Origin of the sequence: Reyranella humidisoli (assembly GCF_019039055.1) — a bacterium.
Classification (GTDB): Bacteria; Pseudomonadota; Alphaproteobacteria; order Reyranellales; family Reyranellaceae; genus Reyranella; species Reyranella humidisoli.
The window spans coordinates 416,855-430,740 of the sequence record NZ_JAHOPB010000002.1 but is presented as its reverse complement, the minus strand read 5'-3'; the positions used below and the strand labels follow the sequence as shown (position 1 = coordinate 430,740).

At 67.6% G+C, this 13,886-nt stretch carries 12 protein-coding genes; 7 read left to right on the top strand and 5 right to left on the bottom strand.

What is annotated here, in order from left to right; genetic code table 11:
- Window positions 1-34 precede the first annotated feature (34 nt).
- Window positions 35-823, top strand: coding sequence for a phosphodiesterase (locus tag KQ910_RS20460; protein WP_216964722.1), 789 nt, complete (start codon window positions 35-37; stop codon window positions 821-823).
- A gap of 186 nt (window positions 824-1,009) precedes the next feature.
- Here KQ910_RS20460 and KQ910_RS20455 read toward each other — a convergent pair whose 3' ends face one another.
- A complete protein-coding gene (locus tag KQ910_RS20455) occupies window positions 1,010-1,414 on the bottom strand; it encodes a VOC family protein (protein WP_216964720.1) in 405 nt (134 codons plus the stop codon).
- Window positions 1,415-1,495: 81 nt separating this feature from the next.
- On the opposite strand from KQ910_RS20455, the gene hrpB reads away from it, so the two are divergent.
- Window positions 1,496-3,964, top strand: a complete 2,469-nt coding sequence (gene hrpB / locus KQ910_RS20450; RefSeq protein WP_216964718.1) for an ATP-dependent helicase HrpB — start codon at window positions 1,496-1,498, stop codon at window positions 3,962-3,964.
- On the top strand, window positions 3,961-4,344 hold the full coding sequence (locus KQ910_RS20445) for a hypothetical protein (protein ID WP_216964715.1): 384 nt from the start codon (window positions 3,961-3,963) through the stop codon (window positions 4,342-4,344). The genes hrpB and KQ910_RS20445 overlap by 4 nt, the downstream gene beginning before the upstream one ends.
- A gap of 6 nt (window positions 4,345-4,350) precedes the next feature.
- Here the strand turns inward: KQ910_RS20445 and KQ910_RS20440 are convergent, their stop codons facing one another.
- Window positions 4,351-6,798, bottom strand: a complete 2,448-nt coding sequence (locus KQ910_RS20440) for a ligase-associated DNA damage response DEXH box helicase (protein ID WP_369408402.1) — start codon at window positions 6,796-6,798, stop codon at window positions 4,351-4,353.
- Window positions 6,799-6,820: 22 nt separating this feature from the next.
- Between KQ910_RS20440 and KQ910_RS20435 the strand changes: the two genes are divergently transcribed.
- The 3 genes from KQ910_RS20435 to moaA all read left to right on the top strand — a co-directional run bounded on the left by KQ910_RS20435 (window position 6,821) and on the right by moaA (window position 10,504).
- On the top strand, window positions 6,821-7,852 hold the full coding sequence (locus KQ910_RS20435) for a ligase-associated DNA damage response exonuclease (RefSeq protein ID WP_216964712.1): 1,032 nt from the start codon (window positions 6,821-6,823) through the stop codon (window positions 7,850-7,852).
- A 3-nt stretch (window positions 7,853-7,855) separates the two neighbouring features.
- Window positions 7,856-9,433, top strand: coding sequence for a cisplatin damage response ATP-dependent DNA ligase (locus KQ910_RS20430; RefSeq protein WP_216964710.1), 1,578 nt, complete (start codon window positions 7,856-7,858; stop codon window positions 9,431-9,433).
- Between the two features lie 78 nt (window positions 9,434-9,511).
- Entirely contained in the window at window positions 9,512-10,504 is a 993-nt protein-coding gene (moaA, locus tag KQ910_RS20425) for a GTP 3',8-cyclase MoaA (protein WP_216964708.1), read from the top strand.
- A 189-nt stretch (window positions 10,505-10,693) separates the two neighbouring features.
- Here the strand turns inward: moaA and KQ910_RS20420 are convergent, their stop codons facing one another.
- The 3 genes from KQ910_RS20420 to KQ910_RS20410 all read right to left on the bottom strand — a co-directional run bounded on the left by KQ910_RS20420 (window position 10,694) and on the right by KQ910_RS20410 (window position 12,903).
- Window positions 10,694-11,620: a DMT family transporter gene (locus KQ910_RS20420; RefSeq protein WP_216964706.1), complete on the bottom strand. Its 927-nt coding sequence runs from the start codon at window positions 11,618-11,620 to the stop codon at window positions 10,694-10,696.
- A gap of 85 nt (window positions 11,621-11,705) precedes the next feature.
- On the bottom strand, window positions 11,706-12,425 hold the full coding sequence (locus tag KQ910_RS20415) for a gamma-glutamylcyclotransferase (protein WP_216964704.1): 720 nt from the start codon (window positions 12,423-12,425) through the stop codon (window positions 11,706-11,708).
- Window positions 12,426-12,435: 10 nt separating this feature from the next.
- Window positions 12,436-12,903: a MaoC family dehydratase gene (locus tag KQ910_RS20410; protein WP_216964702.1), complete on the bottom strand. Its 468-nt coding sequence runs from the start codon at window positions 12,901-12,903 to the stop codon at window positions 12,436-12,438.
- A gap of 149 nt (window positions 12,904-13,052) precedes the next feature.
- Here KQ910_RS20410 and KQ910_RS20405 point away from each other — a divergent pair, with 149 nt between their 5' ends.
- On the top strand, window positions 13,053-13,874 hold the full coding sequence (locus KQ910_RS20405) for an enoyl-CoA hydratase (protein WP_216964701.1): 822 nt from the start codon (window positions 13,053-13,055) through the stop codon (window positions 13,872-13,874).
- The last annotated feature ends 12 nt before the right edge of the window (window positions 13,875-13,886 follow it).

The window sequence follows — 13,886 nt, the reverse complement described above, 5'->3', positions numbered from 1 at the left end:
TCCCCTGCTCCGCCTGTCATGTCAGAGGAACGACGTGCAAAAATTCATTCACATCACCGACACCCATTTCGTGCCGCCGGGCAACCTGCTCTACGGCCTGAACCCGATCGACCGGCTGGCACTGTGTGTCGCCGACGTGAACCGCAACCACCCGGACGCGGCCTTCGCCATCGTCACCGGCGACCTCGCCCACAAGGGCGAGATGGAAGCCTACGCCGCACTGAAGCGCGAGTTCGACAAGCTGGTGATCCCGTATCACCTGCTGGTGGGGAACCACGACGATCGCGACAATTTCCGAACGACCTTCCCGCAGGCGAAGTTCGACGAGAACGGCTTCGTGCAATACACGATCGACATGGGCGAGGGCGTGACGGGCATCTGTCTCGACACCAACGAGCCCGGCAAGCCGTGGGGCACCTTCTGCGAGAAGCGCGGCGCCTGGCTGAAAGCGACGCTCGACCGGCTGGGCGACAGGCCGGTGATGATCTTCATCCACCACCCGCCCTTCAAGGTGCGGCTGAAGCGCATGGACGACATCTCGCTGCTCGACCCGCAGCATTTCATCAAGGCGATCGAGGGCCGCCGGAACATACGCCATCTGTTCTTCGGCCATCTCCACCGGCCGATCGCCGGCGCCTGGCGCGGCATCCCGCTCTCGACGCTGCGCGCCACCAGCCACCAGGTGGCGCTCGACTTCGTCATCGAAGGCCGCATCCCCGGAAGCCACGAACCGCCGGCCTATGGCGTCTGCCTGCTCGAGGAAGACCAGATGATCGTGCACATGCACGACTTCCTCGACCGGACGCACACCTTCCTGCTCTAGAGTTCTTCCGTCTGGAGTGACACACACCACCTCATCCTGAGGAGGCCCGAAGGGCCGTCTCGAAGGATGGGTCACGACGCGGTGCTCGTGCCCATGCTTCGAGACGCGCTCCTCCGGAGCGCTCCTCAGCATGAGGTTGGTGTTGGTGATTCTATAGTGCTCGGAAAGCTCCTAGCCGCTCCGTCCCTATTTGTAGGAGGAGACCTCGATCAGGTTGCCGTCGGGATCGCGGCAATAGACCGAGACGATCGTGCCCATCGCCCCGCTCTTCTCGGTGGGCCCGAGCTCGATCTCGACGCCGCAGGCACGGAAGTGATCGGCCACGGCTTGCGGTCCGGTCGACGTGAGAAAGCAGAGATCGTCGCTGCCGGGCGCCACCGTCTTGCCCGTGAACCACTGCTTCTGGGTCGCGGTTTCGGGCCGCAGGTTGATCTTCTGGCGGCCGAAATGCATCGACGTGACGTGACGGCCGGGCGCCGGCTCGGTGATCTTGCGCTTCATGCCCAGCACGCGCTCATACCAGGCGGCGGCAACTTCGACATCGCGCACGTTCATGACGAGATGATCCAGGGCCTCGACGACGACAGTCATTGCACTCCCTCGCTCCTAAGGCTCGTTACAGTGGACCTGCCCCTCCTTCCCGTCCATCCGCTTGCGCGCTAACAGGGATCGATGGAGCAACTTCCCGTCGACGAGGCGTTGCCGCGGCTGCGCGCCGCGCTGGAGACGAACAACGCCGCGGTGCTGGTGGCGCCGCCGGGCGCCGGCAAGACGACGCGCGTGCCGCTGGCCCTGCTCGATGCGCCGTGGCTCGCGGGACGCAGGATCGTGATGCAGGAGCCGCGCCGGCTGGCCGCCCGGGCCGCCGCCCGGCGCATGGCGGCGTCGCTCGGCGAGGCTGTCGGAGAGACCGTGGGCTACCGCGTGCGCTTCGACAGCAAAGTGGGACCGCGCACCCGCATCGAGGTTGTGACGGACGGCCTGTTCCTGCGCCTGCTGCAGGACGACCCATCGCTCGAGTCCGTCGGCTGCGTGATCTTCGACGAATTGCACGAGCGCGGACTGGAGACCGATCTCTCTTTCGCCCTCGTGTGCGAAGCACAGACCGCGTTGCGCGAGGATCTGCGCGTCGTGGCAATGTCGGCGACGCTCGATCCCGGTCCGGTGTCGGCGCGACTAGGCGGCGCCGCAGTGATCGAGAGTGCAGGCCGCATGTTCCCCGTGGACACCCGCTACCTCGACCGTGAGCCCGCCGGTCGTATCGAGGATGGCGTGGCCGCCACCGTGCGCCGGGCGCTGGCCGAGGAGACCGGCAGCGCGCTGGTCTTCCTGCCCGGCGTCGGCGAGATCCGCCGGGTAGAGGAGCGTCTGCAAGGTATCGGTGCCGATATCGACGTGGCGCCGCTCTACGGTGACCTCTCCCCCACCGACCAGGACCGTGCCATCGCCCCCTCGCCCGCAGGCCGGCGAAAGGTCGTGCTGGCGACGTCGATCGCCGAAACCAGCCTCACCATCGAGGGCGTGCGCCTCATCATCGACAGCGGCCAGATGCGCGTTCCGAAATTCTCGCCGCGCTCGGGCATGACGCGCCTCGAAACCGTGCGGGTGAGCCAGGCCTCGGCCGACCAGCGGCGCGGCCGCGCCGGCCGCCTCGAGCCGGGCATCTGCTACCGGTTGTGGACGGAGGAATCGCACCGCGGCCTCCTGCCCTTCACGCCGCCCGAAATCCTCGACGCCGACCTGGCGCCGCTTGCCCTCGAGCTTGCCGCCTGGGGGACCAGCGATGCCACCGGCCTGCCGTGGCTGACGCCGCCGCCCGCCGCCTCGCTCGCCACGGCGCGCGCGCTGCTGGCCGATCTCGGCGCGATCGACGGCACTGGCGCGATCACGGCCCATGGCCGCGCCATGACGCGCCTCGGCCAGCATCCGCGCATCGCCCATCTCGTCCTGAAAGGCCGCGAGTTGGGGCAAGGCAAGGTTGCCGCCCTGCTGGCCGCCATCCTGGGCGAACGGGATTTCCTGCGTCTGCCGCCGGGCCAGCGCGACGCCGATCTGCGGCACCGGGTCGATATCGCGTTGAGCGGCCGACGCGACGGCACCTTGCGGCTGATCCAGGAGGCGGCACGACGCCTGATGCCGCGCGGCGGTGGCGAGGAACGCGCCGACATCGCCATGACGGGTCCGCTGCTGGCGCTGGCCTATCCCGACCGCATCGGCCGCCGCCGGCCCGGCACGGCCGGGCGCTATCTCCTGTCGGGCGGTCGTGGTGCCGCGCTGCCCGAGGGCGATCCGATGGCCAACGAGGAGTTCCTGGTCGTCGCCGATCTCGACGGCTCGGCGCAGGAATCGCGCATCTTCCTCGCCGCGCCGATCACGGCCGCGGAGATCGAGGACCTCTACGCCGACCGCATCGTCGACGAGCAGCTGGTGCAGTGGAGCGCGCGCGACGGCGCGGTGCTGGCGCGGCGACGCCGTCGGCTGGGTGCGCTGGCGCTGGAAGACAAGCCGCTGGCCCGACCGGATGCCGACAAGATGCAGGCCGCGATGCTCGATGGCGTGCGCCAGCTGGGGCTCGGCGCCTTGCCGTGGAGCGACGACCTGAGGCGCTGGCGCGAACGCATCGGCTTCCTCCGCCGCCACGCCGGCGAGGAATGGCCGGACCTGTCCGATGCCGCCCTCCTCTCGTCGCTCCCGGAGTGGCTTGGCCTTCATCTCGACGGTGTGTCGCGGAAGGATCATCTGTCACGCATCGACCTCGGTGCCGCGCTGAAGGCTCGCGTTCCCTGGGAGAAGCAGCGCGAGGTCGACCGCCTTGTGCCGACGCATGTCGAGGTGCCGAGCGGATCGAGGGTCGCCATCGACTACACCAATCCGGACGAGCCAACCCTCTCGGTACGCCTGCAGGAAATGTTCGGCCTCACCGAGACGCCGCGCATCGCCGGCGGAAAGGTCCCGCTCACCATCCATCTTCTCTCGCCCGCCCGGCGACCGGTGCAGGTGACCCGCGATCTCGCGAGCTTTTGGACGAATGGCTACAAGGCGGTGAAGTCCGAACTGAAGGGCCGGTACCCCCGGCACTACTGGCCGGACGATCCGCTGATCGCCGAGCCCACGGCGCGCGCGCGACCGCGCCCCCGATGAGCCCCCGCTGCACAGGCGCGCTTTCGGCGTTCCTCACGGTCCTGGTGTTCACGGCGCCGGCCACGGCACAGGCGCTGGAGGATTGCGGCCGTTACGCACCGAGCACGCTGGAAGCCTGGATTTCGTCCTCGGAACTGAAGCTTGCGGCCTACGGCTACACCTGCCGCATGATCAACATCGACGCGACGCTCAGCCAGGCCATGCGCGAAGGCGTGCAGGCCGGCGACAGCATGACCTGGATGGAGACCAATCGCCGGACGCTCGAACGGGTGCGCGAGGCCAGCGCCCTCAACCGCCGCTGGGCCGGCCCCGAGGCCACGCGGAACCTCGCCGTCCTCACGCGTCTCGAAGTGAAGTATCGGCGACTGGCCGCCCCCTGAACGGCTTCAGAGCCGTGTCGCCTCGTCGATCAGTTCCTGGGCGGCGAGGTCCAGAAGTTCGTCCTCGGCGGTGCCGCCCAGCACGCTTTCACGGCCGATCTCCAGCAGCACCGGCACGGCAAGCGGCGAGATGCGATCGAGGCGGCGATAGACGATCCGGCCCTTGGCACGCTTCAGCAGGTCGCCGAGGCGCTTGAGGTCGGCGAGCTGCCAGGCGGCGTCCTGACGGGTGGCGCGCAGCAGGATATGGCCGGGCTCGTGCTGGCGCAGCGTGTCGTAGATCAGGTCCGAACTGAACGTGACCTGGCGGCGCGACTTCTCCTCGCCCGGGAATCGTCTTTCGATCAGGCCCGCGATCACCGCGACGTTGCGGAACGAGCGCCGCAGCATGCTGGATTCGTCCATCCACGCTTCGAGATCGTCGCCCAGCATGTCCTCGTCGAACAGCTCGTCGAGCTGCTTCGGCGACGCCGGCCGCAAACCCCAGAGACCCAGCACATAGTCGGTGGCCACGAAGCCCAGTGGCCGCAGGCCCATCCGTTCCATGCGCCGCGTCAGCAGCATGCCCAAGGTCTGGTGCGCGTTGCGGCCCTCGAAACAATAGGCGACCAGGAACTGCTTGCCGCCACGCGGGAAGCCCTCGACCAGCAGCTTGTCGGCCGGCGGCAGCATCGAGCGGAAGACTTGTATGCGCAGCCACTCCTGCACCTCGGCCGGCAACTTCGGATGCTTCAACGGATCCTGCAGGATTCCGCGCACCCTCGCGGCCAGGAAGGTCGACAGCGGCAGCCGGCCGCCGCCATAGGCCGGCACCTTCGGATCGCCGCCGGTGGCCGGCGAACAGATCGCCGCCAGCTCCTTGACGCCTTCGAAGCGCAGCAGGCGGCCGGCAAAGACGAACGTGTCGCCCGGCACCAACCCCTGCACGAAGCCCTCCTCGACCTCCCCCAGCACCGGCCCGCGACGAAGCCGCACCTTCATCAGGGGCAGTTCGACGATGGTGCCGACATTCATGCGGAACTGCTTGGCCACCAGCGGCGAGGCCAGCATCCACCGCCCGTCAGGAAGCTGCTTCAAGCGATGCCAGCGATCGTAGGCCGCGAGCGCATAGCCGCCGGTCGCCACGAAGTCGAACGTGTCGTCGAAATCCTGGCGCGGCAGGTCGCGATAGGGCTGCGCGCGCCGTACTTCGGCGAAGAAGGCCTCGCGGTCGATCGGTTGGGCGCAGGCGGTGCCGACGATGTGCTGCGCCAGCACGTCGAGACAGGGTGGCCGCGGCGGATCGCCGTCGAGTTCGCGCGCCTCGACGGCCTCCAGCGCGGCCAGCGATTCCAGCACCTCGAACCGGTTGGCCGGTGCGATCATGGCGCGACTGGGCTCGTCGAGCCGGTGGTTGGCGCGGCCGATCCGCTGCATCAGGCGGCTGACGCCCTTGGGTGCGCCCATCTGGATCACCAGGTCGACGTCGCCCCAGTCGATTCCGAGATCGAGCGACGAGGTCGCCACCACCGCGCGCAGCCTGCCGGCCGCCATCGCCGCCTCGACCTTGCGCCGCTGCTCGACCGCGAGCGATCCGTGATGCAGGCCGATCGACAGGTTCTCGTCGTTGATCCGCCACAGCGCATCGAACGCCAGTTCCGCCTGCGCGCGCGTGTTCACGAAGATGATCGACGTCCGGTGCTGACGGATGATGTTGTAGATCTCCGGCACCGCGTGACGACCCATGTGGCCGCCCCACGGGATGCGCTCCTGCGCGTCGATGATCGACACGATCGGTGGTGCGCCAGGCTCGCCTACGACGATCTCCACCGGCTCTTCACGGAGATTGAGGAACTCGGCCAGCGCCGGCGGATCCGCGACTGTGGCCGACAGCCCGACGAATCGTGCCTGCGGGGCGAGCGTGGCCAGGCGCGACAGGCAGAGCGCCAGATGGTGCCCGCGCTTGCTGGTGGCGAAGGCATGCAGCTCGTCGATGATCACGCACTTCAGGTTCGCGAAGAACTTCGCCGCATCGAGATAGGACAGCAGAAGCGCCAGCGACTCCGGCGTCGTCATCAGCAGGTCGGGTGGCCGCTCGCGCTGGCGCAACCGGCGGCTCTGCGGCGTGTCGCCGGTCCGGCTCTCCGCGCGCACCGGCAACTGCATCTCCGCCATCGGCTGTTCGAGGTTGCGGCGGATGTCGGTCGCCAGCGCCTTCAGCGGCGAGATGTAGAGCGTGTGCAGCTCCCCCTGCCCCTTCTTGTGGCTGAGGTCCTCGCCCGCCAGCCGCCGCTCCGTGAGTTCGATCAGTGACGGAAGAAATCCCGCCAGCGTCTTGCCGCCGCCGGTCGGCGCGATCAGCAGCGCGCTCTTGCCCCGCCGCGCGAGATCGACCAGCGCGAGCTGATGCGGCCGAGGCGCCCAGCCGCGACTCTCGAACCAGCGTGCAAACAGGTCGGGAAGCCCCATATCCATGGGGTAGGATGCATCAGGAGCCATGGCAATCGATACGGCAACCGAGACCCTGAATCCCCGTACGTGGCTCTATCCGACGCCGCGCGGCCTCTATTGCGAACCGGGCGATTTCTACATCGATCCGGCCTTCGCCGTGCCGCGCGCTGTGATCACGCACGGCCATGGCGACCATGCGCGCCCCGGCCACCGCAAGGCGCTGGCGACGCCGGAAACGCTGGCGATCATGCGCACGCGCTTCCAGGACATGCCCGACACCGAGCAGCAGGCGCTGAAGTACGGCGAGAGCGTGCGCATTGGCGACGTCGAGGTCGGCTTCGCGCCGGCCGGGCACATTCTCGGCTCGGCGCAGGCAGTGCTGGCATACAGGGGCCAGCGCATCGTCGTGTCCGGCGACTACAAGCGCCGGCCCGATCCGACCTGCCCGCCGTTCGAGCCCGTACCGTGCGACGTGTTCATCACCGAGGCGACCTTCGCGCTGCCGGTCTTCCATCACCCCTCCGACGCCGGCGAGATCGGCAAGCTGCTGCGCTCCGTCGACACCTTTCCCGAGCGCACTCATCTGGTGGGCGTGTACGCGCTCGGCAAGTGCCAGAGGGTTATCCGGCTCTTGCGCGAGGCGGGCTACGACAAGCGCGTCTGGCTGCATGGTGGCCTCATGTCCCTGTGCAAGCTCTACCAGGAACACGGCGTCGATCTTGGCGACGTGGCGCCAGTGTCCGAGGCGATCCTCGAGACCTTCAAGGGCGCCATCGTGCTCTGCCCGCCCTCGGCCATCGCCGACCGCTGGTCACGACGCTTTGCCGACCCCATTGCGGCCGTATGCTCGGGCTGGATGAACGTGCGCGCGCGAGCCCGGCAACGTGGCGCCGAACTTCCGCTGGTGATCTCCGACCACGCCGACTGGCCCGAACTCACGCAGACCCTGAAGGACGTCGGCGCGCCCAAGGTCTGGGTGACGCATGGCCGCGAGGAGGCACTCGTCCACTATGCGCGCGGGATCGGCATCGACGCCGAGGCCCTGCACCTCGCCGGCCGCGAGGAAGAGGATTCCTGATCCGTGCAGGCCTTCGCGCGCCTTCTCGACTCCCTGTCCTTCCAGCCCGCGCGCAACGCCAAGCTGCGGCTGATCGAGACCTATCTGCGCGAGACGCCCGATCCCGACCGTGGGTGGGCGCTGGCGGCCCTGACCGGCGGGCTCGACTTCGCCTCGGCGAAACCCGCGCTGCTGCGGGGTTTTGGCCAGGAGAAGATCGGCGAGGAGCTGTTCGCCCTCTCCTACGACTATGTCGGCGACCTGGCCGAGACGCTGGCGCTGATCTGGGAGAGCGATCCCGCCGCCGGGCCTCCGCCGACACTGGGCGAGGTCGTCGAAACGCTGCAGCGCGCCACGCGGACGCAGACGCCGGCGATCCTGAAGCGCTGGCTCGATGCGCTCGATTCGACGGGCCGCTGGGCGCTGCTGAAACTGCTGACCGGCGCCCTGCGCGTCGGCGTCTCGGCGCGGCTGGCCAAGCAGGCGGTCGCCAACATCGGCACCCAGCCCGTCGATGCCGTCGAAGAGGTCTGGCACGGGCTCGACGCGCCCTACCGGCCGCTGTTCGACTGGCTGCTGAACGGCGCGCCGCGGCCACAGAGCAACGCCGGTGCGGCCTTCCTGCCGGCCATGCTGGCCAACCCCATCGACCGGGCCGAACTCGACGCGCTCGATCCCGCGCACTTCCGCGCCGAATGGAAATGGGACGGCATCCGCGTGCAGGTCGCCGCTTCCGGCGGTCTCAAGCGGCTCTACAGCCGCGCCGGCGAGGACGTGTCCGGCGCCTTTCCCGACATCATCGACGCGATCGACTTCGAGGGCGTGTTCGACGGCGAACTTCTGGTTCGGCGCGAGTCCGCGGTGGCCCCTTTCAACGACCTGCAGCAGCGGCTGAACCGCAAGACGGTGACGGCGAAGATGCTGAAGGAGCATCCCGCCCATGTCCGGCTCTATGACGTGCTGTGGCTGGAGGGCGAGGATTTGCGCGGCCTCGGCTTCGACGAGCGCCGGGCGCGGCTCGAAGCCTGGATCGCCCGGAAGGAACGCTCGCGGTTCGACCTCTCCCCGCTGGTGAGCTTCGCCGACTGGGCCGAGCTGGCCGTCAAGCGCGAGGAGATGCGGGCCGACGGCATCGAGGGGTTGATGCTGAAGCGCGGCGACAGCGCGTATGTCGCTGGCCGTCCCAAGGGGCCGTGGTTCAAGTGGAAGCGCGACCCGATGCTGGCGGACTGCGTGATGATGTATGCCCAGCGCGGGCACGGCAAACGCAGCTCGTTCTACTCGGACTTCACCTTCGGCTGTTGGCGCGACGGTGCGGAAGGCCGCGAGCTGGCACCGGTCGGCAAGGCCTATTTCGGCTTCACCGATGAGGAACTGCGCTGGCTCGATAAATGGGTTCGCGACCATACGACCAACCGCTACGGCCCGGTGCGGGAGGTCGAGCAGAAGCTGGTTCTGGAGATCGCCTTCGACGGCATCGCCCGCTCCTCGCGACACAAATCGGGGGTGGCCATGCGCTTCCCGCGCATAAGCCGTATCCGGGCCGACAAGCCGGCCGGCGAAGCCGATACGGTCGACAATCTCCTGCGGCTCCTGTGCTGAGCCCGCCGGCGGGAAAGGCCCCCTTGCAGCGGGTGTGCCGCATGCCCATTATCCGGGCGACATTGTAACCGAAGAGCCATGATCGACCCGTTCGGCCGCCATATCTCCTACCTGCGCGTTTCCGTGACGGACCGCTGCGATTTCCGCTGCGTCTACTGCATGGCCGAGGACATGACCTTCCTGCCCAAGGCGGAAGTGCTGTCGCTCGAGGAGCTGGAGCGGCTGTGCACCGCCTTCGTGCGCCGGGGCGTGAAGAAGCTGCGCCTGACGGGCGGCGAGCCGCTGGTGCGCAAGAACGTGATGTCGCTGTTCCGCGGGCTCGGCCGGCACCTCGACAGCGGCGCGCTGGAAGAACTCACCCTCACGACCAACGGCAGCCAGCTCGCCAAGTACGCCCAGGAGCTGGCCGATATCGGCGTGCGCCGCGTGAACGTGTCGATGGACACGCTCGATCCGGACAAGTTCCGCCAGCTCACCCGCTGGGGCGATCTCGACCAGGTGATGCGCGGGCTCGATGCCGCCCAGCGCGCCGGCCTGGCGATCAAGATCAACGCCGTGGCGCTGCGCGGCGTGAACGACGGCGAATTCGACGAGATGATCCGCTGGAGCCACGGCCGCGGCATGGACATGGTCCTGATCGAGGTCATGCCCATGGGCGAGATCGGCGACGCGGCGCGGCTCGACCAGTACCTGCCGCTGTCGCTGGCGCGCAGCGAGATCGCGCGCCACTTCACGCTGACCGAGACCGACTACAGGACCGGCGGCCCCGCCCGCTACTTCAAGGTCGAGGAGACCGGCGGACGGCTGGGCTTCATCACGCCGCTCACCCACAATTTCTGCGAAAGCTGCAATCGCGTGCGCCTCACCTGCACCGGCACACTCTACATGTGCCTGGGCCAGGAGGATGCCGCCGACCTGCGCGCGCCCCTGCGGGCATCGGAGAGCGACGACGTGCTCGACCGCGCCATCACCGAGGCGATCGCCCGCAAGCCCAAGGGCCACGACTTCATCATCGATCGCCGCAACAGCGGCCCGGCCGTGCCACGCCACATGAGCGTGACCGGCGGCTGAGCCTTCGGGCTTTTCTTCCTCAAGAAGATCAACAACCGCCCTCATCCTGAGGAGGCGCGAAGCGCCGTCTCGAAGGATGGGCAACGGGCAAGGTGCGGGTTCCCATCCTTCGAGACGCGACCCTGCGGGTCGCTCCTCAGGATGAGGTCGTGAGTTAAGAAGCAGACACGTGTCGGCCCTCGACGCCTCTCAAGCCTCCGGATTGGCCTGAGTACCCGCCGTTTTGATCTGGGCTCGGCGCACCGCCTCGCGGTGGGAGATGTAGAGCGCGCTGCCGAAGATCACCGCCGCGCCGACGAAGGTCCAGATGTCCGGCTTCTGGAAGAACAGGAAGTAGCCCAGCATCGTGTTCCAGATCAGCGACAGGAAGCCGATCGGCTGCAGCAGCGTGATGTCGGCAAGCTGGTAGCCGCGCTGCTGGCAGATATGGCCGAGCGTCCCGGCCGCGCCCGCCAGCAGGAACCAGAGGACGTCGCCCCAGGCGGGCGTCTGCCAGAACCACAGCGCGAAGGGCAGCGCGCAGATCACGATGACGATGTTCTGCCAGATCACGATGGTGGTCGAGGAATCGGTGCGGGCCAGCGCCTTGGAGATCAGGTTCGAGGCCGAGAAGATCGGCGTCGAGATCAGGATGCAGATCACGCCGAGATGGATGTCGCCGAAGCCTGGCCGGATGATGATCATGGCGCCGATGAAGCCCACGATGACGGCGATCCATCGCCGGAGGCGCACGTCTTCCGCCAGGAACAATGCCGCGCCGATGGTGACGAAGATCGGGCCGGTGAAGCCCAAGGCCGTGATCTCCGCCAGGGTGGTCAATGGCAGGGCCACGAACCACAGCATCATGCCGGCCGTGTGGATGGCCCCGCGCGAGATGTGGAGCGGCAGTCGCCTCGTGTGGAGCGAGCGGTAGAGGCCGAGCCGCATCACGATCGGCACCAGGAACAGGGCGCCGAAAAAATAGCGCAGGAACGCCATCACGTAGGGATTGAGATGCTGCGCCGGGATCAGCGTGAAGACGTTGAGCAACGCGAACAGAACGCCCGAAAAAGCGACCCAGAGGATGCCGCGAAAATTCGGCGGCAGGGCAAGCCAGCGGGCGACGAGGGCGGACACGTCGCGACTATGTCACAGGCACTGAAAGCCCGCACCTTGCGATGACGGGCCTCTTCCGGGACGCGAATCCGTTTGGGTCGTGGCTCTACTTGGCCAGCGCGTGCAAGGGCAGATTATCCGGCGCGCAGGCAGTCGACGGCTGCTCCCGAAGGCGCGCCACGCGGGCGACCAAGTCCTCGATATAGGGATCGTGTATGCCGAGCGAGCGCGCATGATCGGCGGTATTGGTCAGATAGTCCCGGCACGCGCCGCGCCGCCCTTCGGCGAATGCGATGTGATGGGCGGCGCGTTCGATCGGCAGATCGCCGCAGTACTGGCAATGCGCCGGATCGACGACGAAGGAGATGGCCGAGACCGTCCGGCCGTCCTTCAACCGGGCCGGTATCCAGAGCGCCTTGTAGAGACCCGCCAGCATCTCGCGATTCCACAGCAGGCCGAGCTCGGTCTGTACATGCTCGGCGGAGAGGCGATAGGCGATGCCTTCGCATCCCCCGCCCTCCTCCAGGGCCAGCATCAGGCCCGGCAGTTCCGGCGTCCCGCGCCCCATCGGCGTCCAGAAGCAGAAGGAACGCCGCCAGCCGTCGACCTTGCACGATTGGACCTCGGCATATTCGAGAGCCGGGTTCCACATCAGCGAGCCGTAGGCGAAGACCCAGACATCGGCACCCGGCGGGTGGTCGGCCATCGTCTCCCGCAGGCTGGCTTCGCGCTCGGCCGATGACAGGAAGAAGTGGTACCCCGCGGCACGCGCATCGGCCACGATCTGGTCGATACGCTCCGACGTCAGGTCCTCGCGCGTCAGCAAGCGTGGGCCCTCAGGTGCCGTAGACGATGGCCATGGTCTCGGCGACGCAGGCCGGGCGATCCTGCCCTTCGATTTCGATCGTGACCTGGTTGGTCAGCCGCACGCCGCCCTTGTCCATCGGATCGGCGGCGATCAGCTTGGCGCGGGCGCGGACCCTCGAGCCGGCGGGGACCGGGCTGGTGAAACGAACCTTGTTGCAGCCGTAGTTGATGCCGTTGCGCACGTTGTTGATGTGCGAGATCTGGCTATTGAGCATCGGGATCAGCGAGAGCGTCAGGAAGCCGTGGGCGATCGTCTTGCCGCCCGGCATGTCCTTCTTGGCGCGCTCGACGTCGACGTGGATCCACTGATGGTCGCCGGTCGCATCGGCAAAGAGGTTGATTCGTTCCTGGGTGATCTCGACCCAGTCGCTGACACCGATTTCCTCTCCCACGTGCTTCTGCATCTCGCTGGGATGGGAGAACTCTCGCTTTGCCATTTACCGCCTCTGTTTCATTGATTTCGCACAGACTGCAATTTAGCCACCGAACCCGGACCTGTCGCGGCCTTCCGTCCCTCTGAAATTGTATCGTCGCGGGCTTTTGCTCATCATGCCACTCACAAGAATGCACAGGAGGAGACCCCCACATGGCATATGAGACCGTCCTCTATGACGTCGCCGACCGCATCTGCACGATCACCCTGAACCGTCCGGACCGGCTCAATGCCTGGACGCGGCAGATGCATCTCGACCTCAAGGATGCCATGCACACGGCCGGGGCCGCCCCCGAGGTGCGTGCGATCATCCTGACCGGTGCGGGGCGCGGCTTCTGCGCCGGCGCGGACATGGGCGGCCTGCAGGCGATCGGCTCGGGCGCCTCGGCCGACCGGTCGACGAAGGCCCAGGACGGCCTGCCGGGCGGCAGCACCCTGCCCGAGTTCAGGATGAACTACTCCTATTTTCCGGCGATCCCGAAGTTCATCATCGCCGCCATCAACGGCCCTGCGGCTGGGTTGGGCATGGTGATCCCGCTTTATGCCGACATCCGCTTCGCCGCCGAATCCGCGGTCTTCACGACCGCCTTCGCCCAGCGCGGCCTGATCGCCGAGCACGGGGTGAGCTGGCTCCTGCCGCGACTGGTCGGCCTGCCGACGGCGCTCGACCTGCTCTGCTCGGCCCGCAAGTTCCGCGCGCCCGAGGCGCTGGCAATGGGTCTCGTGAATCGGGTCATCCCCGACGACAAGCTGCTGGCCGAGGCCCGCGCCTACGCCACGCTGCTGGCCAATACAGTCTCACCGCGCTCGGTGGCGGTGATGAAGCGGCAGCTCTGGGAGGCCGAGTTCCAGACCCTGGCCGAGGCCACAACCCAGGCCAATCACGAGATGGAACTTTCGTTCCAGACCGCGGACTTCAAGGAAGGTGTCGCCCACTACCTCGAAAAGCGCGCGGCACGGTTCACCGGAAGATAGTCCGCGGACGCT

Bases quoted from the DNA above. Each gene is read 5' to 3' on its own strand.
- KQ910_RS20435 (WP_216964712.1), top strand. From the start codon at position 6,821: ATGGCAATCGATACGGCAACCGAGACCCTGAATCCCCGTACGTGGCTC.
- KQ910_RS20405 (WP_216964701.1), top strand. From the start codon at position 13,053: ATGGCATATGAGACCGTCCTCTATGACGTCGCCGACCGCATCTGCACG.
- KQ910_RS20455 (WP_216964720.1), bottom strand. From the start codon at position 1,414: ATGACTGTCGTCGTCGAGGCCCTGGATCATCTCGTCATGAACGTGCGC.
- KQ910_RS20410 (WP_216964702.1), bottom strand. From the start codon at position 12,903: ATGGCAAAGCGAGAGTTCTCCCATCCCAGCGAGATGCAGAAGCACGTG.
- KQ910_RS20440 (WP_369408402.1), bottom strand. From the start codon at position 6,798: ATGGATATGGGGCTTCCCGACCTGTTTGCACGCTGGTTCGAGAGTCGC.
- KQ910_RS20445 (WP_216964715.1), top strand. From the start codon at position 3,961: ATGAGCCCCCGCTGCACAGGCGCGCTTTCGGCGTTCCTCACGGTCCTG.
- moaA (WP_216964708.1), top strand. From the start codon at position 9,512: ATGATCGACCCGTTCGGCCGCCATATCTCCTACCTGCGCGTTTCCGTG.
- hrpB (WP_216964718.1), top strand. From the start codon at position 1,496: ATGGAGCAACTTCCCGTCGACGAGGCGTTGCCGCGGCTGCGCGCCGCG.